The organism is Mucilaginibacter boryungensis, from assembly GCF_015221995.1.
In the GTDB taxonomy this organism is placed as follows: domain Bacteria; phylum Bacteroidota; class Bacteroidia; order Sphingobacteriales; family Sphingobacteriaceae; genus Mucilaginibacter; species Mucilaginibacter boryungensis.
Genome location: NZ_JADFFM010000002.1, coordinates 263,158 through 288,648 on the forward strand (window position 1 = coordinate 263,158; position 25,491 = coordinate 288,648).

The following is a 25,491-nucleotide window of genomic DNA, read 5'->3' on the forward strand; positions in this document are numbered from 1 at the left end:
ATGTCACTACAATTTTACCCGTTTATTCCGTTATACTATTTATATAGATTGCAGGCTAAAATAATGGCTTTTATTAATTATTTTTGATTTGAATGAAATATTTTAAAACCTTTTTTTTTCTGCTTTTTATAAACTGCACGCGGCTGCTGGCACAAAACACCGACCTGCAACTGGCACAGCAATTCAGCGCCAACGGTGAGGAGCCAAAAGCGCTTGAAATATACCGGCGTTTATACAAGCAGAACGCCGATGCCTACTTTCCTAACTATTTTAATAGCCTGCTTAACTTAAAGAAACTGGATGAGGCCGAAAGCATTGCCAAAAAAATGGTAAAAAAGCATCCCGGCGACTTTCAATATGCCATAGCCCTTGGCAAAGTTTATCGCGAAGAAGGCCATGCCGATAAAGCCGAGAACGTTTATAATGATCTGTTAAAAAACCTTCCCGGCGACTATAATAGTATTGTGAGCCTCGCCACCCAGTTTTACCAGGCCGAGAATACAGATATAGCTATACGAATATTTTTGCAAGGACGTAAAAACCTGCATAACGAAATGGCTTTTGCCATGGAACTGATCAGCTTGTACCGCTACAAGCACGAAAAGGCTGCGCTGATAAACGAATATCTTAACTTTTTACCACGTAACCCTGGTTATATAAACGCAGCCGAGAATACCATGTCGGCTGTATTAGATGGTTCGGCAGATTATGATTTATTGCGCACCGAAATATTAAAACGTATACAGCAAGACCCACAACAGTTTGTCTATCCCGAATTACTGACCTGGCAATACCTGCAGCAAAAAGATTTTGAACAGGCACTGAACCAGGCGCTGGCGTTAAGCCGTCGCCGCAACGATGACGGTAACAGCATATTTGAGCTATGCCAAACGCTTACGGCCAATGGAGCCTATGATGAAGCTATCCGCGGGTATGAATACCTGATAGGTAAGGGTACTAAAGATCAGCAAATGTATGTAAGTGCCAAGGTTGAGCTGATCAATACCAAAAATTTAAAAATTACGGCTAACAAATATACTCAGGCCGATCTTGAGGGGTTGGAGAAAGACTATCTTGACCTGCTAACCGAATTTGGCCGAAGCGCAAGTACCGCCTTTGCTATGCAAAAACTTGCCCGTTTACAGGCATTTAAACTGCATAAATTTGCCGAAGCGCAAAAGTTACTGGAAGATATTATTAAAATCCCCAACCTAAATACCGGCATGCTGTTATCATGCAAGCTTGATTTAGGGGATGTTTATGTGATGAGCAACCAGCCGTGGGAGGCTACCCTGCTTTATAGTCAGGTTGAAAAAGCTAATGGCGATGTTACGATTACCCAGGATGCAAAACTCCGTAATGCTAAATTAGCCTATTATTCGGGCGATTTTACCTGGGCCAAAGGGCAGCTTGATGTATTAAAAGCCGCTACTACCCAGTTAATAGCTAACGATGCATTGAACCTATCGTTGCTGATTAAAGACAACCTGGCCGAGGACAGTACCGGGGGGGCACTAAAAATGTATGCACGGGCCGATCTATGGATATTTAAGGAGCAACCTGAAAAAGCGGTAATGACGCTGGATAGTATTGATAAAAAATTCCCGAACAATTCCCTGGCCGATGATATTTTGATGTCCAAAGCACGTATACTCATCCAGCAAAAAGATTATAACGGAGCAATACCACTGTTAAAAACAATAGCCGACGAGCATAAATTTGACCTTTGGGCGGACGATGCTGTTTTTATGCTAGGCGATATTTACGAGAACCAGTTACAGGATAAAGAGAAGGCTAAAACCTATTACCAAAAGATCATAACCGATTATCCGGGCAGCCTGTATATAAACGAGGCACGCAAACGTTTCAGGATATTAAGGGGTGATAAATTGGATGGTCAGTCATGATAAAATGACTATTTTTGCCTGATGATTATCTACAACGAAACGTATGTAATGGACGAAGGCATCCGCGAGGAATGGCTGGACTGGATGCAGACCAACCAGATCCCCGCTATTATGAAGACCGGCTGGTTCAAATCATACAAAATATTAAGCGTGCTCGATTCACCTAATGAAGGGGTAACCTATTGTGTGCAATTCCTTACCGATAAACGCGAAGATTACACCTATTTTAAAAACAAGCATTTAAACTGGTTCCACCAGTTACATAATCAAAAGTTTGAGAATAGATTTGTGTTGTTTAACACCCTGATGGAACTTATTGGAGAAAAATGAAAGTAACTACCACCGCAATTGAAGGATTGCTAATTATAGAGCCACGTATATTTCCAGATGATCGCGGCTATTTCTACGAAAGCTATAACAAGCCAAAATACCATGAAGCTGGCATCACGGCTGATTTTGTACAGGACAATCAATCGTTCTCGCAAAAAGGCGCGCTACGCGGCTTACACGGGCAAGCCGATCCGTTTGCACAAGGTAAATTGGTGAGGGTGATACAAGGCCGGGTTTTAGATGTAGCGGTTGATATCCGCAAAAACTCGCCTACTTACGGCCAGCATGTAAGCATTGAATTAAGCGGCGAAAACCATTTACAATTTTGGGTACCGCCAGGCTTCCTGCACGGATTTGTAACGCTTGAAGACGATACCATTTTTACCTATAAGGTTACCAACGTTTACGATAAAGCATCAGAGATTGGCGTAATATGGAACGACCCTGCCTTAGCCATTGGCTGGGGCATAGATGAAAGGGAAGCTATTATCTCACCAAAAGACGAAGTATTACCAGCATTTAAGGATTTTGTAAGTCCTTTTTAAACTGATTAGTCATTAGTGGGAATTAAAAAGGGGGATGAGTAAACACTCATCCCCCTTTTAATATATTGCCCGCAATAAAGTATATCAGAGTTACTTCGTAATCAAGTTATACAATTCGTCCAGTTTAGGCGAAAGCACAATTTCAATGCGGCGGTTTTTGGCTAATGCTTCCGGAGTATTCCCGTTATCAATCGGCTGATACTCGCTTTTCCCGGTAGCGGTCAGTCGTTTTGGATCTATCTTTTCCTCTTCAGTTAAATAGCGGGTTACCGAAGTTGCGCGTAATACGCTCAGGTCCCAGTTATCTTTTATCTGGCCCAGGTTTTTCACTTTTTTATTATCGGTGTGACCTTCAACCGCCATATTAATATCAGGTTCTTTATTTAACACCGCTGCCAGCTGTTTTAAGGCCTGTTTTCCTTTTTCGTCAATCACAATACTGCCCGAAGGAAATAGTAGCTTATCGGTTAGCGAAACGTACACCTTGCCATTGCGAATATCAACCGAAAGGCCATTTTGGGTAAAGCCTAACAACGCTTTTTGTAGTTTTTCCTTCAGCGCGTTGGTAGCCTCATCGCGTTTACGCAAAATATCCTCTACCTCTTTTAAACGCGCCTCACGTTTGGCCAGATCGCCGGATAACTGGCTTACCCTTGATGAAGTGCTGTTCAGCTTATTATTTAACTCGCCCAGGTTTTTATTGGCCACGTTATAGTTCTCATTCAAATCGTTATAATTCTTTTTCAATTCGGCTATCTCGTGGTGCAGCCTCGCGGTATCGCTTTGCAAACGTGTACGCTCGCCCTCCAAACTCAAGGTACGCGAAGACAGCGAATCGCGTTCGGCCAGTAAGGCTTTATACTTTTTAGGCGACATTACTACGCACGATTGCAGCACGACACCCACAATAAGGGCAAATAACAAATATTTTATTTTCATGGTATGGATTGGGTTTAATTATCAGGTTAACGCGTTTTGGATAAAACCAAGCAGCGGGTATAGTTCTTTAAATACTTTGCCTACACGTACGGCTACATCCTTCTTCATCAAATCGGCATCGGAAATTTGGTGCATCGCCGCAAAGCTTTTCAATTTCAGCAGGTCAATATTTTCATTATCCGGTTCATAGCCTTTAGGGATGGTTTTCAGTTGCTCCTGATCACGGAATTCGCCAAATACTTTTTTAAATGAGGGCGCGTCAATGATGGCTTTAAACTCGGCAGCATTATAATCTATCTCTTGTCTAATGGCTTTCAGATGGTCGCCTTCGGGCATCCAGTTACCGCCGCCAACAAACGAATGGCCAGGCTCTATATGGATATAGTAACCTGTCCCGCCGGCGTATCTGCCCTGGCTGAATTTATGTATCCCAAACCAGCTTTTATATGGGGTTTTATCTTTACTGAAGCGCACATCGCGGTAAATGCGCATCATACATTTTTTAGGATCGGTATGGGCGTCAACCAGTGGGTCTATCTGGCTTAATTCTTTTAGTACTGCGGCTGTAAAATCACTGATGTTTTCGCGGGCGGCCTCGTAGTCGTCTTTATGATCTAAAAACCAATCGCGGTTATTATTTTCCTTCAGGTTTCCTATAAAGTCAAGCGTGCTTTTGCTGATCATCGGTATCTAAATATGGCTGGTAATGTATTTTCGGCGACAGCCAGTATAACATTAATATGCGCGAATATCGATAATTAAAGGGCGCCAGCAAAATACAGCCACCTAAAATTATACTCAAATAAAGCCATGGCGAATCCATGTTGTGACTAAACATATAAGTGGCTACAGCAAGTGTAACTGCCTCGGCTACATTCATGGCATAACTTACATACATAGCCGCATAAAAATAACCGGGTTCAATCTCAAAAGTCAGGTTGCATTGCGGGCATTTTTCGTGCATTTGGTTACCCTTCCAACTATAAGTGGCGCCTACAAACATATTGCCACGGCGGCAGCGCGGGCATTTGCCGTGCAGCATTGCCCATGATTTTGGTGTTTCGGCCATTGTACTTTATATAAAAGCCTGCAATAGCAGGCCTATTTTCTAATTCAAATGCAGCTTTTCGCCGCGCATTTTTATATTCACGTTTTTGCGGCGATACTTCCTATACCACACATACCCTGCAATGCCTACAGCCAAATAAGGGGCTGCCAGCAAAAACAAAATACCATTGTTTAAACCACGGGTAGTACTTGCACCACTTTTGTTATTAGTTTCGACAGTGGCGGCACATTGCGCACACTGCGCATTAGCAGTTTTAACACTGCAAAATATTACCGCGAATACAAAAATGGTTAAAAACAATCTCAGGCCCTTCATGCTGCAAATTTATTTATTATTTAATTACAAAGTGATAATAAGGCGATATCAAAATATAAACTACCACGCCGGTCACCGTAACATATAACCATATGGGGAATGTCCAGCGTACCAGCTTGCGGTGCTTTTCTACCTGCATTTGCAGGCCGCGGTAAAAGCTCAATAATATTAACGGTAAAACGCCGGCGGCCAGTATAATGTGCGATATCAAAATCACCAGGTAAATGGTGCGCACGCCACCAATGGCCGCCTTCTCTTCGGCGTCCAAAACGCCATCGCCGCTTAGATCGCCAAAAATGGTTTCAGGAGCCATATAATGAAAGCTAATGTATGATACCAGGAACAATGCTGAAAGGCAAAATGCGGTGATATTTATGCGCTTATGCATGGTGATATTACCTCTCCGGATAAACATTAAGGATATAACCAGCAATACCGCGCAAGTACCATTTAAAATAGCATTCAGTTTTGGCAAAAAGTAAATAAATGATGGCAGGTGTGCCGGCGGCGGCAGCACTTTACGGTTAAGCAATAACACCACCAAAAAAACAAAGATGGAAACGGCGGCTACAAAGCGAAATATGAATTTATCTGTCATTGTTTTTGAGTCAAGAGTCAAGAGTCAAGAGTCAGGATTAAACCTTCTCTGATACTTATTAAATCATTTATACCTTCCCTCTATTCTTGAATCCTGATCCGTATCTCGTGATTCTCTTAATAGAGCGGTTTATCCTTCTTCCGCAATTCTTCCGATATCTGTACTTTCAATTCATCAGCCAGTCGTGCTACATCGGTTGGCAAAGTGCCGTCATAATAGCCACGGATACGGTGTTCAGGGTCAAGCAGTATCAGCTTGTTGCTGTAAATAAAATCATCCTTACCGTTTTGCAGGGCATCTACCAGTAAGCCTTTCCGGGCCAGCGGGTAAATTTGCGAAGTATCGCCTGTCAAAAACAACCATTTGTTTTCAGGCTGATGGTACCGTGCGGCATAAGCCTTTAAAACAGCTGGTTTATCCCTATCGGGATCTACAGTTATTGAAGCAAAGGTAACCAGTTTATTCTTTCCGTAATATTTAGCCAGGCTATCCATACCCGCATTTACCTGGTTACAAGTATTTGGGCAGTGGGTATAAAAAAAACTGATTACCAATATTTGCGGGCCAATGGTTTTAAACGATACGGGCTTGCCGTTCTGATCCTGCAAATTAAAATCGGCTACTGTATGGTAAAGCGTATCCGGTATCTTTTTACCGTGGAAAGTATGGAAGGTGCCCGATAACGGTTTCGGGCCAAAAAAAGGGAGCGGTTTATACCTGTTTTTGCCCTGACTGGTTAGTAAATAATATAAAAATCCCGGTACCGCTAATATCAGTACCAGGACTATTATCTTTTTTATTTTGCTCATTATTATCTTAGGTCAACCCAGTGGTGACTTTCGTTGGTCAATACCAGAATTAGACCGATGATGAATAAAATAGGTACTATGATGGTGTAAACCATGGCTACCTTTTCAAATTTTAAGTGCATAAAGTATGCAACAATAAAGAAAGCTTTAGCTAATGTAAGTACAATATAGATTGGGTTAGCCATATGGTATCCAATAATACCATGCGGCACCATGTATAATGCTATAATAAACTCAATTACAGTGATACCCAGCAATACAAAGAATACGTTCCAAATTTTCTTTTTGGACATTCCTTCGTGGTCGCCTTCAGTGTGTATATCGTGTGAATGTTCTGACATGATAATATATCTTAAAAATGTTTTTAAACTAAATAGAAGAATGTAAATACGAATACCCAAACAAGGTCTACAAAGTGCCAGTAAAGGCCTACTTTTTCAATCATCAGGTAACTGCCTCGTTTTTGGTAGGTACCCAATAATACGTTTATAGTAATAACGATATTAATAACAACCCCGCTAAATACGTGGAAACCGTGGAAACCGGTAATGGTAAAAAACAGGTTAGCGAACTGCTGGGTATAAGCTGCATTAACAGGCGTATCTTTATGGAAGAACTCTTTCAACTCTTCTGAATTAGGGATATGTCCCCACCAGAAGCCCTCGCTATGTAAGTGTGTCCACTCTAAGGCCTGGCAACCAAGGAACATAAAACCACCTATAATGGTTAATATCATCCAGGAAACAACTTCTTTTTTAGAATTACGATGTCCTGCCTCAACAGCTAATACCATGGTTACCGAGCTCATAATGAGGATAAAGGTCATGATACCCACAAATACCAGTGGCTGGCCATGCTCTACCAGGAAAGGTACAGATTGGAAAACCAGATCGGGTGCAGGCCAGCTTGGTGAGCTGAAACGCAATGCGCCGTAAGAGATCAATAAACTTGAAAATGTAAACGCGTCGGAAAGCAGGAAGAACCACATCATCATCTTACCATACTCAACCGAGAATGGTGATCGGCCGCCGGCCCATGCTGTGGTCTTTACTTCGTCAATTTTTGATGCTGTTGTACTCATCTGTACTAAAATAAGAGATGTTTAAATTTGGTTCAAAAGTAAAAAAACATAGAGATAAATCCATATAATATCTAAGAAATGCCAAAAAATAGATGCCATTTCCATTCTATATAAATTCTTAACCTGTGGTATACTTTTTATGCTGCCCCTTAACGCGCTGCCCAGCCATATCAGACCGCCAATAATGTGCAGCAGGTGTGCCATAGTAATTACATAAACAAACGATCGCGAGGCGTTAGGATCGGTAAGATATACCTGCATTTTGTACGACAGGATGTACCAGCCGTATACCTGCAAGGCAAAAAACACAATACCCAGCCCGATAGTAAGCCATAGCATTAATTGCTGCATGCCAAGATTGAGTTGCTTGGCAGCTCTTGATGCTGCAAACAGTGTTATACTGCTGGTTACCAATACAAGTGTACTGTATAAAAACGATTTTGGTAAAATTACATTTAAGCCGTGGCCTTTACCACCGGCGTAAACTATAAACCCGCTGCTGAAAGCTGCGAACAACATAAAGGATACAAAAACGAATATCCACATGTTGAACCGCTTGGCATTCAGGTTTATTTTATCCCTATCTTGTTGTATCTGTGCCATCATTACGCTTTAGCGATAAAATCAAATAAAAACATTAACTGCACCACCGGCAAATAAAAGAAAGAACCGAACATTAAAGACCGGGCTGCCTTTATTTCTGTGGTGCGCAAAAGTACAAATCCCTGGTATAAAAATACCAGGCTGCATACTAATGATACACCAAATAAATACCAACCAGCATGACCGTAAATTGTTGGTAATAAACTTACCGGTAACAATATCATTGTAAATAAAAAAGTAATAGCCGCGCTCGGTTTATCGCGCTGACCTGTAGGTAACAGGCGGAAGCCTGCCAACTTATAATCATCATCCAGCACCCAGGCAATGGCCCAAAAGTGCGGAAACTGCCAAACAAACTGTATGGCAAATAAAATCAATGCAATTTCATCAATACGCCCGTGTGGTTGACCGGCTACATAACCAATAAGCGGTGGCAAAGCCCCTGGAATAGCACCAACAAATACCGCTATAGGCGATTTCCGTTTTAATGGTGTGTAAGCAAACGCGTATAACAATATCGAGAAAACGGACAGTAAGCCTGTAAGTAAGTTCAATGTACCTAAAATATAAGTCCCAGCCATCCCCATGGCTAAGCCAAGTACTAATCCCTGCCCGGTGGTCATACGCCCGGCGGGCATTGGGCGGTCCATGGTGCGTTTCATTAACCTGTCAAGGTCAACTTCAATAATCTCGTTAAAGCAATTGGCTGCGCCGGTAACTAAAAAGCCTCCGGCAACCAGTTTCAGCCAGTTTATCCACATAGTTGAGCTATACAGCGAGCCCCAGGTATTACCACCATTAGCCTTTACGGCGATGATAAAAGATATGGAAGCTGAAAACACCACCAGGAAAGTAAGCCTGAATTTGATCAGTTTAGAGAAATCGCTCATCTTCATACACGTACCTCCCTCGCGTTCGCCGACCGCGATAAATTAAGCAGCAAATAAAACTGCGCCCCAAATACCAGGCTGGCTAATAAAATATGTAGTGTTTGCGCAAACGGCGGCAGCGCGAAATAGGATAATGCTATCCCGGTGCCAATTTGCAGCACGATCATCAAAAACGTAAAACTCATTAATTGCTGATGGATAGAATGGCGGCTATAGCTTTTACGCACCAAACCATAAAGCATCACATTCAATACAAATACGGCTAAAGCCAGGTCGCGATGATGGGTGAATATCTCTCCTGCCCTGCCTACCCAATCCTGGCGGTAGCCACCTTGCAGGTGTGTCGATATTTCGTCTATCTTCTCTCGTACCGATGTACCCATGCTTATTTGTACAACGCTTAATAATATCACTATAATAGTCAGCAGGTATACAAAACCTTTTACAGTCAATTTGGGCCTACCCTGTACTTTAGCGGCATGATAACTATAAATGGCCAGCGCCAAAATAGCCAGCGCCAATAGCATATGTACCGTTACTATCCAGGCTACCAAGTTGGTTGATACCACAATAGAACCTAGCCAGCCCTGAAAGCCAACTAAAATTAGGTTCGCAACACTTGCTATCACAATGCCATTATTCACACCTTTATAGCTAAAAGAATAAATAGCGGTAAGTAACAGGGCAAAGCCCGAAAGCACCCCGATTAACCGGTTAATATATTCCGTCCAGGTTTTACCAGCATTAAAGTCTTCAGGAACCAAAATAGATCGATCCTCGCGGATGCGTGTTGCCAAATCGCTGTAGCCAAATAAGTCGAGGGTTTTGGCAAAGCGTTCGTTCTTTTTCATTCGGCCAGCTACATACTTCTGTTTATAATCGGCCGGTAATTGTGAAGCATTAGTGGGTGGGATATATCCACCAAAGCATTTTGGCCAATCCGGACACCCCATACCCGATCCTGTACTGCGCACTACGCCGCCTGCCAGTATCAAAATAAATAGCAAAACAATTGCAGTAAGGTTAAAAAACTGAAATTTCTTTTTTGCCGGTGATATGCTCATTTAATGCTTTTAAAAACTTAGGGTATCTGTCAAGGCAAAATTGCCCGTAACAGATACCCTAAAAAGATCAGATCAGGGACGATCTGTTTATTTTACTTCTTCGTTTGTTTTGTTGGCAACTACCCATTTTTCGTACTCGTGCAGGCCAGCCTCGTTGTCTTCGAAGTCATGGTGTGTATTCGAGCTCATGGTTTCAGACAAAGGCACAGTTTGCGGGATGAAATCCTCTTCAGCTCCAGGTTTGCTGTAATCATATGGCCAACGATATACAGTTGGAATTTCGCCAGGCCAGTTACCGTGTAGGTGTTCAACAGGCGCAGTCCATTCCAGGGTGTTTGCATGCCAAGGGTTTTGGCTTGATTTTTTGCCCCAGAATATAGAGTATATAAAGTTAAACAGGAATGCTACCTGGGCCACAGCCGACATGATAGCCGCCCAAGTGATAAACATATTTACCGATAACCAACGTTTCATTGATTCAAACTCGGTAAAGGCATAGTAACGGCGTGGTACACCATCAAGGCCCATAAAGTGCATCGGGAAGAATACCAGGTAAGCACCGATAAAGGTGATCCAGAAGTGCAGATAGCCTAATTTTTCGTCCATTAGTTTACCAAACATTTTAGGGAACCAGTGATATACACCGGCCAACATACCAAATATAGCAGCCGAGCCCATTACCAGGTGGAAGTGGGCAACCACAAAGTATGTATCGTGCAGGTTAATATCTAAAGCGGCATTACCCAGGAAAATACCGGTTAAACCACCAGAGATGAAGAACGATACCATACCGATAGCGAACAGCATGGCAGGTGTAAACCTGATATTACCACGCCACAACGTGGCCAGCCAGTTAAATGTTTTTACCGCCGATGGTACCGCGATGATCAGCGTAGTGATCATGAACACACCGCCCAGGAACGGGTTCATACCCGTAACGAACATGTGGTGACCCCATACAATAAACGATAATACAGTGATACCGATCAGTGAGTAAACCATGGCATGGTAACCAAAGATAGGTTTGCGTGAATTTACCGACATGATCTCTGAAGAGATACCCATGGCCGGCATAATTACGATATATACTTCGGGGTGACCAAGGAACCAGAACAAGTGCTGGAATAATATTGGGCTCCCCCCCTGGAATGACATTACTTTACCATTCAGTACAATGTCTGATAGGTAGAAACTGGTACCAAAGCTACGGTCGAATATTAACAATACCACACCTGCAACTAATACAGGGAATGCTAATACACCCAGTATAGCTGTCAGGAAGAACGCCCAGATAGTCAAAGGCATTTTCCACAGGTCCATACCTTTGGTACGCATATTTAATACAGTACTTACATAGTTAATACCGCCTAACAGTGACGATGCAATGAAACACACCATACTGATAAGCCATAAAGTCATACCCAAATCAGATCCCGGCATTGCTTTTGGTAAAGCAGATAGCGGCGGATAGATAGTCCAGCCACCGCCGGCAGGGCCTTTTTGGATAAAGAATGAACTAAGCATAATCACACTGGCCGTAAAGAAGAACCAGTAAGAAAGCATATTCATAAATGGCGAAGCCATATCGCGGGCACCTAACTGCAACGGGATAAGCAGGTTACTAAAAGTACCGCTTAAGCCTGCTGTCAACACAAAGAATACCATGATGGTACCGTGGATGGTAACCAGCGACAGGTAAAAGTTAGTATCTAAACGACCACCCGGGGCAAAACGGCCTAATAAAGTTTCCAGTAAAGGGAAGCTTTTTTCAGGGTAAGCCAGTTGGATCCTGAATAAGATAGATAAGATCATTGCGATAACGGCCATAGTGATCCCTGTAATAAGGAATTGCTTGGCAATCATCTTATGGTCCTGACTGAAGATATATTTAGTCAGGAAAGTATCATGGTGATGCTCGTGATCATGGTCGTGGTCATGATGATGAACTCCGTGATCTTGAACTGCTAATGTTGACATAATTGCTATCTGAAATATTAATTATTTAATGCTAACCTGTTTGTTACGCCACTTGTCTGTTGGCCAGCGTCAGCCAATTTCAATTCTTTTCTTAAACCGTCTGTCAGGTAAGGCTTTTGTTTAGACAGCCAGTCGGTGTACTCGGCCATAGTAACCACTCTTACGACCTTTTGCATGTTGTAGTGGCCACCGCCGCATATTTTATTGCAATATAACAGGTACTCAAATTTCGGATTTTCCTCTTTGGCCCGCATCTGATCTGTAGTTAGCGTAGGCACAAATTTGAAGTAGGTTGGTAAGCCAGGTACCGCATTCATTTGTACGCGGAAGTAAGGCATATAAAGACTATGAATAACATCCTGTGCAAAGATATTGATACGGATAGATTTACCTACAGGGATAACTAAGGTATCGGCTTTCAAATCGTCGAAACTGTTACGATCTTTAAAGTTAACGCCTAAGCTATTTGTACCACTAACCAGCTGGTAATTTTTATTACCCAATTTACCATCTTTACCCGGGTAACGAATTAACCATTCAAACTGGTGACCGGTTACATCGATATTGATATCGCCTTTAACGTTAACTGTATTGGTAACCGTCCTCCAGGTGAAGAAACCGAATACCACCAATATAGTTAATACGATAGCCGGAATAATAGTCCATACCTTTTCAATAGTATTATTGTGTGGCAGGAAGTAAGCGCGGCGTTTTTCTGAATAACGGTAGCGGAACAGGAACCAGAATAAAAGTATTTGCGTAATTACAAATACGATCATGGTAAGTACCGTAGTGGTCAGGAACATTTCATCAATTTTCACACCATGTATTGATGCTGCTTCAGGCAAGGTCATGCTGCCCTGTACAGTAAACGACCAGTAGGCTGCAGCGCCACCTATCACTAAAAACAGAATACATATCACCCCCATGATATTGTTCCAGTTCATGGGTTTCTTACCATTCAACTGGTTGGTCAGATCATACACTTTTAATATACGGCCTACAATGGCAACGCCTATGCAAACCAATACAAAAAGCAGTACATAGTACTCAACGCCTGCCCACATGGTTGCTTTGGCGGTATCATCAATAGCACTGGCATCGCCTGCCGCAGTAGCCGATTGCGTTGGTGCCTGCGCCAGTAGCACTTGTGTGCCGCCCAATAGTAACATGGCCAGCAGCGCAGCTATTTTTTTAGAATTTATCAAATTTCTGAATCCCATTATTGTGTTCTTTTGGTATTCTCTTTAATTTACAAAATTAGTAATTATATATGGTGGTGCAGGCTCTCCTGCAGGAACGGGTGCTTCTTTGGAATTAATGATTTGAACTTGCTTACAGCGGTCAGTACCATGAACGTGAACAAACCTGCAAAACCTAAGAAGGTACCTATTTCAATCCAACCGATCTCGCTATACCAGTTTGCCTGCGGGCCAACACTGCCAGGCATTACCATCACAAAATAATCCAGCCAGTGGCCAATTACCAGGATAGTAGCAATTACAGTTAATACACGGGTCATCCTTTTTGAATCGCGCGACATGATTACGAATAGCGGCGCTACAAAGTTTAACACAAGATCTAACCAAAACCATGGTTTAAATTCAGGTTCCCACCTGCGGTAAAAATATTCAGCCTCTTCCGGGATGTTAGCATAGTACATTAACAGGAACTGTGCAAACCAGGTATAAGTCCAGAAAATTGAGAAAGCGAACATGAACAAGCCCATATTATGCATATGGTTTTCTGTTAACCAAGGTAAATAACCTTGCTTACGCAGATAGATCATTACCAAAGTCATTACCGATAGCCCGCCTACCCACATGGCGGCAAAGTTGTACCAGCCGAACATGGTAGAGAACCAATGTGATTCTAACGACATGATAGCATCGAAAGAGAACAGAGGAAATGTAAAGCCTAAAATGGTTAAGAACGCTGCCGAAACATTAAAGCTTTTTTTGTAATTATACATACCGCCAACTTCATCCTCGTTCTCTGAATATTTAACCAGCAACCAGCCAAATACGCTATAAAAAGCCAGCAGGCCTGCAATACGGATCAGGAAGAAAGGCACATTCAGGTAGCCTGATTTCTTCACAACAACCGCATCGAATGTTTCAGAACCTGGTGTAGTGGTGCCTTTGGCAGCCCAGGTATATAAATAAGGAACGGTTACCTGTTTATGTTCTTCGTTTAAAGCAGTATGGGTAAATGATAAACCTGCAGCAATTATTACAATTAATATTACTGCGGCTATGGGCAATACCTTAGCAAAAGCCTGTGGTACGCGCAGCATTGAAGCCGACCAGCCTGCCTGCGCCACATACTGCAAGCCGCAAAAGAAAGCACCACAAATGCACACACAGGTTAAATAATAGCCCATTATTAATAGGTTGGCAAAGGTGCGCTCGGCGTTACCTGTTAAAAAGCCCGCAAGTACAACAATAACACCTATTACAATAGCGGCTAAACTCCAGGTTTTTGCTTTACCTGTAAATTCAAAACGCTCGTCAAAATTAATATGAGTCTTCATCAAAATTTAATTCTTATAAAGTTTGTAAATGGTGAACGTACATAATTACCTTCCAACGCTCTTCTGGTGATAATTGCGACGCGTATGAACCCATTGCGTTTACACCGTAAGTGATGGTGTGGTATATTTTACCATCTGTAAGGTCTTTCATAGCGCCACCGCGCGATGATTGCCCTTTTGAATAGGATGGCGGCGGCGGGAAACCGTGCGCTACCACCGTACCATCGCCCTGGCCTGTTTCACCGTGACAAGGCGAGCAAAAGTGCATATAAAGTACTTTACCTTCAGCATAGTTGTTTTGTGTTTGTGGTAACATCGTTTTCACTTCCGTACCAGCTAGTTCATAGCCATCTTTGTTATTTGGATAATCAAATTTCACAAAGCCTACAGGTATAGTACCTGCCGGTGGTACCTGGGCTGTCTTACCATCTGCAAAGTTCGGATTTTTCTGATCCGGATCGTATGCAATGTGCTCGTACATATTGGGGGCGTATTCCCAACCGGTGCTCCTTTTATCATTACATGATGATGAAAGTACCGTTGCAGCAACGGCAACAACCGCTGCGCCCAATATTCTAAACTTATTCATAGCTAACATATTTTCTGTCGTTATGCTTAATTTCTACCGCTCCTGCGTCTTTTAATATATTGGTAATATCATCATGTGGGATATTACCTTTTGCGTCAATTGCTATTACAAACCTGTCGTCGGTTGCCCTGTAGTCCATTACACGTGGCGTACGGCCCGGGAAAAGGTGTGTGGCATAAAAGAAGGTAGCCACCATACCAAACGCGGTAAATAATACGGTCCACTCAAAAGTGATTGGAATAAAATCGGGTATAGCAAAGTGGTTTTTGCCACCAATATTCATTGGCCAATCATGCACCATGGTGTAATAAATGATGGCGAATATGGTGCTGCCACCTAAACAACCAAACATGAATGCGGCGTAACCCAAGCGTGATGCTTTAACACCTAATTTATCCTCGATACCGTGAATAGGCATTGGGGTATATACATCATAAATAGGCACACTGTTCTTTTGCAGTTTTTCGATCCCGTGCATCATATCATCCGGATCATCAAAAAGGCCCAATATAAATTTAGTACTGCTCATCGTTTAATTATGCTTTTTGGTAATCAGCCAGCTCAACACTGTCAAATTTCGTTAACGCCTCTTTATAAAACTCAACTTCTTCAGGATCCTGGTGACCTTCAGCAATCAGTTTCTTCTTAGCCTGCTCGCTCGAACCTTTCAGTAACAGTTTCACCTCGGCCATCGCTACTGAAGGCAGCACCCTGATGAATAACAGGAACAAGGTAAAGAATACACCTATCGACCCGATGAATACGCTTACATCTATCCAGGTTGGGTAAAACATAGCCCAGCTTGATGGGATGTAATCGCGGTGTAACGAGGTTACGATAATTACAAAACGTTCGAACCACATACCAATATTTACCACAATTGATAAAGCCCATGATATCTGAATATTAGTACGTACCCTTTTGAACCACATTAACTGGGTCATTAGCACGTTACAGCCATACATCATACAACCTGCCCACCAGTACGGGCCAATAAACCTGTTAAGGAAAGTATATTGTTCGTATTCACCGCCTGAATAGTAAGCGATAAAGAACTCGGTAATATAAGCCACACCTACAATTGAACCTGTTACCAGGATGATCTTATTCATCGCTTCAATGTGGAACATGGTGATATAGTTCTCCAACGCTAATACTTTACGGGTAACCAGCAGTAGTGTTTGCACCATCGCGAAACCCGAGAAGATTGCACCCGCAACGAAGTATGGCGGGAAGATAGTAGTATGCCAGCCCGGTTCAAGCGAAGTAGCAAAGTCCATAGATACGATGGTGTGTACCGAAAGTACCAGTGGCGTAGCAATACCGGCTAATATTAATGATATGGTTTCAAAACGCTGCCAGGTTTTTACCGAACCGGTCCAGCCGAATGAACAAATGGAATATATTTTACGGCGCAGGCCAGTAGCACGGTCGCGGATTGACGCGATATCGGGTAATAAACCGCAATACCAGAATACTAACGATACCGAGAAATAAGTCGAGATTGCGAATACGTCCCAGATCAGCGGTGAGTTAAAGTTAACCCATAGTGAACCGTACTGGTTAGGGATAGGTAAAGAATAGATAGCCATCCATGGGCGGCCCATGTGTGCCACGATGTAGGTGGCGGCGCAAATTACCGCGAAGATGGTCATCGCTTCTGCCGACCGGTTAATAGAGTTACGCCAGTTTTGACGGAACAATAACAATACCGCCGAGATCAGCGTTCCGGCATGACCGATACCTACCCACCACACGAAACCGGTGATATCCCAGGCCCAGCCAACTGTTTTGTTTAAGCCCCACGAGCCGATACCATACCAAAAGGTGTAACTAACTGCAAACACCCAAAGCAAAGCACCAAGCGAAGCCACGGTGAAACCTATCCACCAGGCCTTGGTAGGCATATTTTCTACAGGGCGTAAAACGTCATCGGTAATTTTAGCATAGGTAATGTCCTTGCCGGTAATTAACGGTTCCCTGATTATTGATTCATTATGAGATGCCATATATAATCTCTGTTATAATAAAATTAAGCCACTTGTTCGTTTGTATTTCTCACTTTAACCTGGTAACCAATACCCGGCTGAATGTTCAATTCTTCCAGTACATAGTAAGTACGTTCGCTTTTCAGCGCTTTTGATACTTCCGATTCCGGATCGTTAGCATTACCAAACACGATCGCGTTAGCGGTACAGGTTTGCTGACAGGCCACTTTTACTTCACCATCCTTTAACGGACGTTTTTCCATTTTGGCTTTCAGTTTACCTGCTTGTATACGCTGGATACACATTGAACATTTTTCCATTACCCCACGGAAACGGGTGGTAACATCAGGGTTCAATACTAATTGAGTGTATTCATTTTGCATGTAGTTCTCGAAACGAGAATCGTTCCAGTAGTTGAACCAGTTGAAACGGCGCACTTTAAACGGACAGTTGTTAGCACAGTAACGTGTACCTATGCAACGGTTGTAAGCCATGTGGTTCAAGCCTTCGCTTGAGTGTACGGTGGCCAATACCGGGCAAACTGTTTCGCAAGGTGCATGGTCGCAGTGCTGGCAAAGCATTGGCTGGTGAACAACCGATACGTTATCAAAATCCTGCAGTTTAACTATTTCATCTTCTTTGGTAACAGCTGTTGTGCCGTTATCGTTAAAGCTGTAGTAACGGTCGATACGGATCCAGTGCATTTCGCGGCGACGACGAACTTCGTCTTTACCCACAACCGGTACGTTATTTTCAGCGTTACAAGCTACCACGCAGGCACCGCAACCAGTACAAGCGTTCAAATCTATCGCCATAACCCAGTTGTATTGCGGGCGATCGTAATCGTCCCAAAGGCTGGTGGCATTGTAATCTTTTTTCTCTTCGCCCCTGCCGCTGCCTGCTGCCGGGTTTTTCACATATGCTGCAAATGAAGCCTCGCGAATAACGCTACGGCCTTCATAGCTATGGTGTGTTTGTGTTTGTGCCAAAGGCGATTTTTCACCTGTAAGGCTTAAAGTAACCAAACCGGTGGTTTGGAAAGTACCATTGCGGAAGCTGTAGAATGGATAAGCATTTGCACCTACACCATCGCCTACTTTACCGCTGGCGGTACGGCCATAACCTAAAGCAATTGATACAGAACCTTGTGCCTGGCCAGGTTGGAACAATAACGGCAATTTAATGCTGTAACCGTCAACCTTCACTTCAACCACATCGCCTTCTTCAGCTTTTAATACATCACGGCCAAATTTCTCAGAAACTGCCGCGAAGTTTTCCCACGTAACTTTCGATACCGGATCAGGCATTTCCTGTAACCATGGATTGTTTGCTTTTTTACCATCGCCAACACCGTTGTTTACATACAGTGCCAATTCAACCTGGCCGTTACCGGCGGCTAATTTAGCGCTGGCGTTAGCTATAGTTTGTGCTACAGCGTTCAGGTCTTTGCTGAAGGTATAAGTACCTGCTGGTTTATCAGCCAATTTTACAAAGCCGGTTTGCAATAATGCTTCCCATGCTTTTTGGCCCGAACCCATCCCTGATTTAGGGAATATAGTGGTATCCCAGGTGTTACGTACAAAAGTGTAGTAATCTTTTACCGGGCTATCGCTCCAATGTAATAAGCTTTGTTCAGCCTGGCGGGTATTATATACCGGGTTAATGGTTGGCTGTACAATAGCGTAGTAACCTTCCATTACCTGTGCATCGCCCCATGATTCCAAATAATGATGGTTTGGTGCTAAAACAGAGCATAAGGCCGCTGTTTCATCTTTCTGATCGGCAAAAGTTACTTTCAGTTTTACTTTAGCCAGCGCGTCGGTAAATTCCTTTTGCTTATAGTAATCGTAAGCAGGGTTGGCATTCAGGAAAAATACCGCGTCAACCTCGCCCCTGTTCATTTCTGCAATGAAGTCAGTGAACTCGGCATCGTTACCTGCATACTTGTTGTTAGCAGTATCCAGATCGATAGTAGTACCGTAGCTGCCCAATAAAGAGTTGATGGCATTTACTAATACCTGCGCGGCAACATCATTTGTACCGGCAACTACCAGGGCTTTGCCTTTGGCAGCCATCAGTTCTTTGGCCACAACTTTAATAGCGTTAGCCACAACGTTGCTGTCCAGTTTGCCTGAACCCGGCAGCGAAGTACCTGAAAGTTCGTTGTATAAAGCTATCAGCGCCAAACCTTCCTGCGATGGTTTTACAGGTACACGGGTATCGGCATTGGTACCGGTCATGCTCATACCAGCTTCGAACTGGATGTGGCGCGACATTTTTTTGCTTTCCAGCGATTTTGCGTTACGGTTTGATACGTATTGCAGTGTATGTTCTTCAGGCGATACCCAGGTACCCAGGAAATCGGCGCCGAAGCTTACAATCACGTCAGCTTTATCAAAACGGTAGCGTGGTACAACAGCTTTACCAAAGCTATTTTGGTTAGCCTGGATAATACCGGTATATGATACCGAATCGTAATTAATATGTTTAGTGTTAGGGAAAGCAGCTATAAAACCGTTAATAACCGCTAATGTTGATGGGCTATATACAGTTGATGATATGATACGTATTTTTTTACCGCCTGCTTTAATAGCAGCCAGTTCATTTTTCACAAATGAATCAACTGCATCCCAGGTGGTTTCACCCCCATCTTTTTCAGGACCTTTTAAGCGGCCTGAGTTGTATAGATCAAGCACCGACGCCTGGCCTTGCGCGCTGATACCCCCTTTGGTTAAGATATCGCCCGGGTTACCTTCTATTTTAATAGGACGGCCTTCACGGGTTTTCACCAATATAGGCTGGCCTTCAAAGCTGGAAACATAGTAGTTGGCTATACCCGGAGTAACCTCTTCAGGTTTAATAAGGTAAGGGATAGATTTATGCACAGGCACTTTTTGGCAAGCTGCCAAAGTAACTGCGCCAACACCAAAGCCCAGCGCTTTTAAAAAGTCGCGGCGCGGTGTTTTAGCTGATAAGCCCGATCCGCTCAGCACATCCTCAATAGGGATAGGCTCCGCGAATTCGTGTTTATTTTTCTCAACAAATTCCGGTGTGTTGTTTAGTTCTTCTAAACCTTTCCAGTATTTTTTATTGCTGTCCATTTAAGCTATATAAACTGTAATTGCTAAGTTCTTTTTTTTAATATTAATAGTGGCACTTGCCGCATTCTATACCGCCCATTGCTGCCGCGGTAACTTTCTCGCCTCTCTTTATCATATCATGCACAGCCACCATCTTAGTATAATAAGCGTTGCCTTTATAATTAACATCGGTGCGTTTGTGGCACTGGATACACCATTTCATGGTAAGCGGCGAATATTGGTACACCTCTTTCATGGTTTGGATTGGGCCGTGGCAGGTTTGGCAAATAATTTTACCAACTTTTACGTGCTGCGAGTGGTTAAAGTAAACCAGATCAGGCAGATTATGTACACGCACCCACTGAATAGGCCTGGCTTTAGTGCTGTCATATTTCGCAGTGGCCGGATCGTACCCTAATGCATCATAAATTTTATGAATTTCAGGTGATTCTGTTTTAACTGATTTGTGACAGTTCATACAGATGTTTAATGACGGGATGGTAGCGTTTTTAGATTTGTACGCGCCCGAGTGGCAATACTGGCAATCAATTTTCATTACGCCGGCGTGTAACTCGTGCGAGTATTTGATAGGTTGTACCGGTTGATAACCCTGGTGAACGTTAGTATTCCACAATACTTCAAACTGCCATACCGATAAAGCGATAACGCCGCATAGCACCACAAAAAATACAAATTTTTTGTTTTTTGCCAGTTCCTTAATTTTGGCAGTACGGTCAGCTTTTTCAACCGCGGTTACCTCTTCCTCAACAGTTAATAAACCTGTTCTTTTTAATAGTAAACGCTCTAGGCTGCCAATAGCTTTATTTAATACCAGGATAATAATAAAGGCAATGATGATAACCCCGATCAATCCGAAGATTACCATATTACTTGGGCCGTTATCTGCTGCAGTTGCACCCGCAGCGCCCGCAACAGGGGCGGCGGCTGGTTTCCAAGCGCGGGCATAAGCTATAATATTAGCTATATCACCTTCACTCAGGTCGGGAAAAGGCGTCATTGCTGCCTGGTTATACTGATTATAGATAGCTAAAGCTTTAGGGTCTTTAGCTGCAATCAGTGCCTGGTTGTTCTGGATCCATTTGGTCAGCCATTTATCATCTGTTTCAGATTGAATAGTTGGGCCAAGCGCCGGACCAGTCATACGAACGTCCAGCTTGTGACAGGCTGTACATTTTGCTTTGAACAATGCCTCACCTTTAGCCGCATCTCCTTGTGCATGGGCAGCAAAGCCCACTACTGCCAATCCGGCAATCAGTAAAACCGACCTGGAAAATTGTTTAAGAATCAATGAGATACTTCTCATAAAGTGTATTTGTGCTTAATAATTTCTATTTTTTAATTTGAAACCAAGGGCAGATGTATGGAATACCCGCTTATTTCAGTCCACAAAAGTATAATTTATTACAGTATCGCTGACAAATTAATGACAGTAAACTATAATTTATAATTGTTCTAAATAAGTATTAAAAACTGCCTAAATTTGCTTTAAACACAGTTTTTATTAAAAAGCATAGTAACTTATTTTTCTCCACATCTATCCCAATTTCACAAAAGTTGTTAATATCTGTTATAACATCAGGTTATTTATGGCTTTGTTAATGTATTTGATACACTATAATCATTAATTACAAAAAAATCGCTCGTTAAGTATTAAGTATATAATTTTTTCAATACTATATAAGGTGTAATAGTGTAAGACGTTTATATATAGAATCAAAGCTTTCACCTTTGCGCATTATTGGTAAATTCGCCTCGCTTATACATCTGAAAGTTTGAACGACAAGAAAAACATTATCCTGGTAGCGCTTATTGTAAGCGTGATACTGATGGCGGCAAAGTTTACAGCCTACTTCATCACGGGGTCAAATTTTGTGCTAACCGATGCGGCCGAGAGTATTGTGAACGTTATTGCAAGCGCATTCGCTTTTTACAGCATATACCTTACTTCGCAACCCCGCGATGTAAACCACCCCTACGGCCACGGCAAGGTGGAGTTCTTCTCTGTGTTTATTGAAGGCATATTAATTAGCATGGCGGGTATTGGCATATTGGTTAAATCAACCTATAGCCTGTTTTATCCCAACCATGTACATCAACTACTAACGGGTGCTATTATAATAGGTATAACAGGCATTATTAATGGCGGACTGGGTTACTTTATGATAGGCAAGGGCAAAAGCCTCCGTTCTATTACCCTTGAGGCTGATGGCCGGCACCTGGTAGCCGACATGGTGACCAGCGGCGGTTTGGTAGCAGGCTTAACACTAATTTATTTTACCAAATTGCTTTGGCTTGATAGCACCTTATCCATTGGTGTAGGCTTATATATTGTATTTAGTGGATATAAACTGATACGCCGCAGTGTAAGCGGTTTAATGGACGAAGCCGATTTTGATATCGTAAACAATGTGATCAATATCCTTAACGCTAAACGCAAACCTGAATGGATTGACATTCACAATCTGCGCGCACAGAAATATGGGGCGGAACTACATATCGATTGTCACCTGACCTTACCCAATTATTTTGACCTGAACCGGGTGCACGAAGAAGTAAAACTTGTAGATGAACTGATAAATAACGAAGCGCATATTAAAACCGAATTTTTTATCCATACCGACCCTTGCCTGCCGTATTGTTGCCATTACTGTAGCATGCCTAACTGTCCCATCCGGTCGGAAGCCAAACGGGTAGATATCCCCTGGACTATGGAGAACCTTACCCGCAACAAAAAACACTTTGAATAATGTATAATTTCAACGTAAGGGTATATGGCTTGCTTATAAATGAACGCGACGAAATATTACTGAGCGACGAACAGGAATACGGCTATCGTTTTATCAAATTCCCTGGCGGAGGGCTGGAATATGGTGAAGGATTGCTTGACGGCTTGAAACGGGAGTTTATGGAAGAGTGTAACGCCGAGGTAGATATCATTAGCCATTTTTATACAACCGATTTTTTTGTGAAATCAGACTTCAACGATTCCCAGATCATCAGCGTATATTATATAGTAAAGAATACCTCACCGCTCGACTTATCATTTAAAGTTATTCCGTACGATTTTGATGAACAAAGTGATATTATGCAGGCTTTCCGCTGGAAAAAGTTGAGTGAGTTGACCGAAGATGATGTAACCTTCCCCACAGATAAACATGTGGTGAAATTATTGAATGAATTAAAATGACATTGACCGAACGCGACCTTAAAGTAATCTGGCACCCGTATACACAAATGCAGACAGCCTTGCCCCCTATACCTATTTTAAGAGGCGATGGCGCACTGCTGTTTGATGAGAATGGCAAGGAATATATTGATGCCGTATCATCATGGTGGACCAATATCCATGGACATGCTAATAAATATATCGCACAAAAAGTAGCCGAGCAATTACTGCAACTGGAGCACGTAATATTTGCTGGATTTACCCACCAGCCGGCGGTCGAACTGGCCGAGCGGTTACTGACCATTCTACCCAATAATCAGGCTAAGGTATTTTATTCAGACAATGGATCGACCGCCGTTGAAGTAGCCATAAAAATGTGCCTGCAATACTGGCACAACCAGGGTGTAAAGCGTACCAAAGTACTGGCATTTAAAAACGCGTATCACGGCGATACATTTGGTGCAATGGCGGTAAGCGGTCGCAGCGCCTTTACCGCGGCATTTGACAGCTTATTGTTTGAGGTGGAATTTATCGATCTGCCTACTGCCGAAAACATGAAACAGCTAAAATCGCGTATATCTTATCTGCGCAGTGAACTGGCCTGCTTTATTTTTGAACCGTTGGTGCAGGGTTCGGCAGGGATGATCATGTATGAAGCAGAACATTTGAACGAACTGATAGTGCATTGCAAAGCCGAAGGCATTTTTACTGTTGATGATGAAGTGTTCACCGGCTTCGGGCGCACGGGTAAAAACTTCGCTTGCAATTACCTTACCGAACAGCCTGATATCATGTGCTTTTCAAAAGGACTTACCGGCGGCACTATGGCATTTGGCCTGACTACCTGTACGCAAAAAATTTACGATGCTTTTTTATCAACCGATAAAATGAAAACGCTTTTTCACGGGCACTCTTATACGGCCAACCCTATTGCCTGTGCGGCATCGCTGGCCAGTTTAGATATTTTTTTATCGTCCGAAACGGAAGCTAACATCCAACGTATTGTTAAAGCGCACCAGGCGTTCGCAGCTAAAATTAAAGATCACGCCAAAATAAAAACCATCCGGCAAACAGGTACCATACTGGCTATGGAATGGCAAACCGGCGAGGATACCAACTATTTCAGTTCGCTGCGCGACAGGCTTTATAAATACTTTCTGGATGCGGGCATTATACTGCGCCCGCTGGGTAATGTGATCTATATTTTACCGCCATATTGCATTACTGATGCACAGCTAAACTATATTTACAGCAAAATTACTGACGCTTTAGAGGAGATATGACCGCTACCCTACCTACCCTTTTAAATACTATAGTTAAAAATGACACACTGCATGCGCGGTGGCTGAACACGCTATCGCTGATGGAAAACACCGGCGCACGCAAAATATCAGCCAGTGAAGACCCGCTCACAGTTACTTATATTATATTAAAGCATGCCGCCGAGGAGCACCGCCACGCCTTTTATCTGAAAAAACAGATAGAGAAATTCCCGGGTATTAGCTGTCCAACTTATTCTGGTGAATACCTACTGGCCCCGGCTTACAGTAAATATTATTTGAACCAGCTTGATGTACAGGTATGCCGCTATTTAAAAGCTGAGTTAAACCTAAAAGGCGCCGAACTGCGCTTTGCCGCCTACCTGCTGGTAACTTACGCCATTGAAGTGCGTGCCGATGAACTTTACCCGGTTTACCAGGATGTACTGGATAGTGCGAAAAGCAAAGTAAATGTAAAATCCATCATCCTTGAAGAGGAAGGCCATCTGGAAGAAATGATCAATCAGTTACAGCAATTCTCGCCCGATTGGCAAAACCACGCAGATGTGGCCGTGGAAATTGAAACAGGACTGTTTAATGACTGGATCAAAGGGCTGAGTGAGGAATTAGGGTAATATCATCATACGTCATCCCTGACTTGTTTCGGGAGCTAACGGGATAGGTACCTTAATGATGGGATGCCGAAACAAGTTCGGCATGACAGAGAG

26 protein-coding genes are annotated in these 25,491 nt (G+C 42.9%); 7 read left to right on the forward strand and 19 right to left on the reverse strand.

Annotation, left to right across the window (positions count from 1 at the left end; all coding sequences use genetic code 11):
• The first annotated feature begins 92 nt into the window (after window positions 1-92).
• From IRJ18_RS14000 to rfbC, 3 genes are read left to right on the forward strand one after another with little or no spacing between them, the layout of a single operon-like run.
• Window positions 93-1,907, forward strand: a complete 1,815-nt coding sequence (locus IRJ18_RS14000) for a tetratricopeptide repeat protein (RefSeq protein ID WP_194106944.1) — start codon at window positions 93-95, stop codon at window positions 1,905-1,907.
• A 21-nt stretch (window positions 1,908-1,928) separates the two neighbouring features.
• Window positions 1,929-2,237, forward strand: coding sequence for a DUF4286 family protein (locus tag IRJ18_RS14005; RefSeq protein ID WP_194106945.1), 309 nt, complete (start codon window positions 1,929-1,931; stop codon window positions 2,235-2,237).
• On the forward strand, window positions 2,234-2,782 hold the full coding sequence (gene rfbC, locus IRJ18_RS14010; RefSeq protein WP_194106946.1) for a dTDP-4-dehydrorhamnose 3,5-epimerase: 549 nt from the start codon (window positions 2,234-2,236) through the stop codon (window positions 2,780-2,782). The genes IRJ18_RS14005 and rfbC overlap by 4 nt, the downstream gene beginning before the upstream one ends.
• Window positions 2,783-2,872: 90 nt before the next feature.
• On the opposite strand, the gene IRJ18_RS14015 is transcribed toward rfbC, so the two are convergent.
• The 19 genes from IRJ18_RS14015 to IRJ18_RS14105 form a co-directional block, all read right to left on the reverse strand.
• Window positions 2,873-3,721 (reverse strand): OmpA/MotB family protein, encoded by an 849-nt coding sequence (locus IRJ18_RS14015; protein WP_194106947.1) that lies wholly within the window; start codon window positions 3,719-3,721, stop codon window positions 2,873-2,875.
• Window positions 3,722-3,742: 21 nt separating this feature from the next.
• Window positions 3,743-4,405, reverse strand: coding sequence for a DUF2461 domain-containing protein (locus IRJ18_RS14020; protein WP_194106948.1), 663 nt, complete (start codon window positions 4,403-4,405; stop codon window positions 3,743-3,745).
• Window positions 4,383-4,790, reverse strand: coding sequence for a DUF983 domain-containing protein (locus IRJ18_RS14025; RefSeq protein ID WP_194106949.1), 408 nt, complete (start codon window positions 4,788-4,790; stop codon window positions 4,383-4,385). Before IRJ18_RS14025 ends, IRJ18_RS14020 begins: the two co-directional genes overlap by 23 nt.
• Window positions 4,791-4,829: 39 nt before the next feature.
• Window positions 4,830-5,105, reverse strand: a complete 276-nt coding sequence (locus tag IRJ18_RS14030; RefSeq protein WP_194106950.1) for a hypothetical protein — start codon at window positions 5,103-5,105, stop codon at window positions 4,830-4,832.
• A 16-nt stretch (window positions 5,106-5,121) separates the two neighbouring features.
• The gene (locus tag IRJ18_RS14035) at window positions 5,122-5,703 is read right to left on the reverse strand and encodes a DUF420 domain-containing protein (protein WP_194106951.1); all 582 of its coding nucleotides are present in this window, start codon (window positions 5,701-5,703) and stop codon (window positions 5,122-5,124) included.
• Between the two features lie 116 nt (window positions 5,704-5,819).
• The gene (locus IRJ18_RS14040; RefSeq protein WP_194106952.1) at window positions 5,820-6,512 is read right to left on the reverse strand and encodes an SCO family protein; all 693 of its coding nucleotides are present in this window, start codon (window positions 6,510-6,512) and stop codon (window positions 5,820-5,822) included.
• Between the two features lie 2 nt (window positions 6,513-6,514).
• The gene (locus IRJ18_RS14045; protein WP_194106953.1) at window positions 6,515-6,853 is read right to left on the reverse strand and encodes a cytochrome C oxidase subunit IV family protein; all 339 of its coding nucleotides are present in this window, start codon (window positions 6,851-6,853) and stop codon (window positions 6,515-6,517) included.
• A gap of 23 nt (window positions 6,854-6,876) precedes the next feature.
• The gene (locus IRJ18_RS14050) at window positions 6,877-7,593 is read right to left on the reverse strand and encodes a cytochrome c oxidase subunit 3 (protein WP_194106954.1); all 717 of its coding nucleotides are present in this window, start codon (window positions 7,591-7,593) and stop codon (window positions 6,877-6,879) included.
• 21 nt (window positions 7,594-7,614) lie between these two features.
• The gene (locus IRJ18_RS14055; RefSeq protein ID WP_228072867.1) at window positions 7,615-8,199 is read right to left on the reverse strand and encodes a cytochrome c oxidase subunit 3; all 585 of its coding nucleotides are present in this window, start codon (window positions 8,197-8,199) and stop codon (window positions 7,615-7,617) included.
• On the reverse strand, window positions 8,199-9,092 hold the full coding sequence (gene cyoE, locus IRJ18_RS14060; RefSeq protein WP_194106955.1) for a heme o synthase: 894 nt from the start codon (window positions 9,090-9,092) through the stop codon (window positions 8,199-8,201). The genes IRJ18_RS14055 and cyoE overlap by 1 nt, the downstream gene beginning before the upstream one ends.
• Window positions 9,089-10,150, reverse strand: coding sequence for a COX15/CtaA family protein (locus IRJ18_RS14065; RefSeq protein ID WP_194106956.1), 1,062 nt, complete (start codon window positions 10,148-10,150; stop codon window positions 9,089-9,091). The genes cyoE and IRJ18_RS14065 overlap by 4 nt, the downstream gene beginning before the upstream one ends.
• An 87-nt stretch (window positions 10,151-10,237) precedes the next feature.
• On the reverse strand, window positions 10,238-12,127 hold the full coding sequence (locus IRJ18_RS14070) for a cytochrome c oxidase subunit I (RefSeq protein WP_194106957.1): 1,890 nt from the start codon (window positions 12,125-12,127) through the stop codon (window positions 10,238-10,240).
• A gap of 17 nt (window positions 12,128-12,144) precedes the next feature.
• Entirely contained in the window at window positions 12,145-13,350 is a 1,206-nt protein-coding gene (locus IRJ18_RS14075; RefSeq protein ID WP_194106958.1) for a cytochrome c oxidase subunit II, read from the reverse strand.
• 44 nt (window positions 13,351-13,394) lie between these two features.
• Complete coding sequence (locus IRJ18_RS14080) at window positions 13,395-14,660, reverse strand: quinol:cytochrome C oxidoreductase (RefSeq protein ID WP_194106959.1); 1,266 nt, start codon at window positions 14,658-14,660, stop codon at window positions 13,395-13,397.
• Window positions 14,661-14,673: 13 nt separating this feature from the next.
• Window positions 14,674-15,258, reverse strand: a complete 585-nt coding sequence (locus IRJ18_RS14085) for a c-type cytochrome (RefSeq protein WP_194106960.1) — start codon at window positions 15,256-15,258, stop codon at window positions 14,674-14,676.
• Window positions 15,242-15,778, reverse strand: coding sequence for a DUF3341 domain-containing protein (locus IRJ18_RS14090; protein ID WP_194106961.1), 537 nt, complete (start codon window positions 15,776-15,778; stop codon window positions 15,242-15,244). The genes IRJ18_RS14085 and IRJ18_RS14090 overlap by 17 nt, the downstream gene beginning before the upstream one ends.
• A 7-nt stretch (window positions 15,779-15,785) precedes the next feature.
• Complete coding sequence (nrfD, locus tag IRJ18_RS14095) at window positions 15,786-17,258, reverse strand: NrfD/PsrC family molybdoenzyme membrane anchor subunit (RefSeq protein ID WP_194106962.1); 1,473 nt, start codon at window positions 17,256-17,258, stop codon at window positions 15,786-15,788.
• A gap of 23 nt (window positions 17,259-17,281) precedes the next feature.
• Window positions 17,282-20,338 (reverse strand): TAT-variant-translocated molybdopterin oxidoreductase, encoded by a 3,057-nt coding sequence (locus IRJ18_RS14100; RefSeq protein WP_194106963.1) that lies wholly within the window; start codon window positions 20,336-20,338, stop codon window positions 17,282-17,284.
• A 43-nt stretch (window positions 20,339-20,381) separates the two neighbouring features.
• Window positions 20,382-21,641 (reverse strand): c-type cytochrome, encoded by a 1,260-nt coding sequence (locus tag IRJ18_RS14105; RefSeq protein ID WP_194106964.1) that lies wholly within the window; start codon window positions 21,639-21,641, stop codon window positions 20,382-20,384.
• Between the two features lie 469 nt (window positions 21,642-22,110).
• On the opposite strand from IRJ18_RS14105, the gene IRJ18_RS14110 reads away from it, so the two are divergent.
• From IRJ18_RS14110 to IRJ18_RS14125, 4 genes are read left to right on the forward strand one after another with little or no spacing between them, the layout of a single operon-like run.
• Complete coding sequence (locus IRJ18_RS14110; RefSeq protein WP_194106965.1) at window positions 22,111-23,085, forward strand: cation diffusion facilitator family transporter; 975 nt, start codon at window positions 22,111-22,113, stop codon at window positions 23,083-23,085.
• On the forward strand, window positions 23,085-23,525 hold the full coding sequence (locus IRJ18_RS14115; protein ID WP_194106966.1) for an NUDIX domain-containing protein: 441 nt from the start codon (window positions 23,085-23,087) through the stop codon (window positions 23,523-23,525). Before IRJ18_RS14110 ends, IRJ18_RS14115 begins: the two co-directional genes overlap by 1 nt.
• Window positions 23,522-24,787 carry an adenosylmethionine--8-amino-7-oxononanoate transaminase gene (gene bioA, locus IRJ18_RS14120; protein WP_194106967.1) on the forward strand — a complete coding sequence of 422 codons (1,266 nt, stop codon included), beginning with the start codon at window positions 23,522-23,524 and terminating at the stop codon, window positions 24,785-24,787. Before IRJ18_RS14115 ends, bioA begins: the two co-directional genes overlap by 4 nt.
• A complete protein-coding gene (locus IRJ18_RS14125) occupies window positions 24,784-25,398 on the forward strand; it encodes a hypothetical protein (protein ID WP_194106968.1) in 615 nt (204 codons plus the stop codon). The genes bioA and IRJ18_RS14125 overlap by 4 nt, the downstream gene beginning before the upstream one ends.
• The last annotated feature ends 93 nt before the right edge of the window (window positions 25,399-25,491 follow it).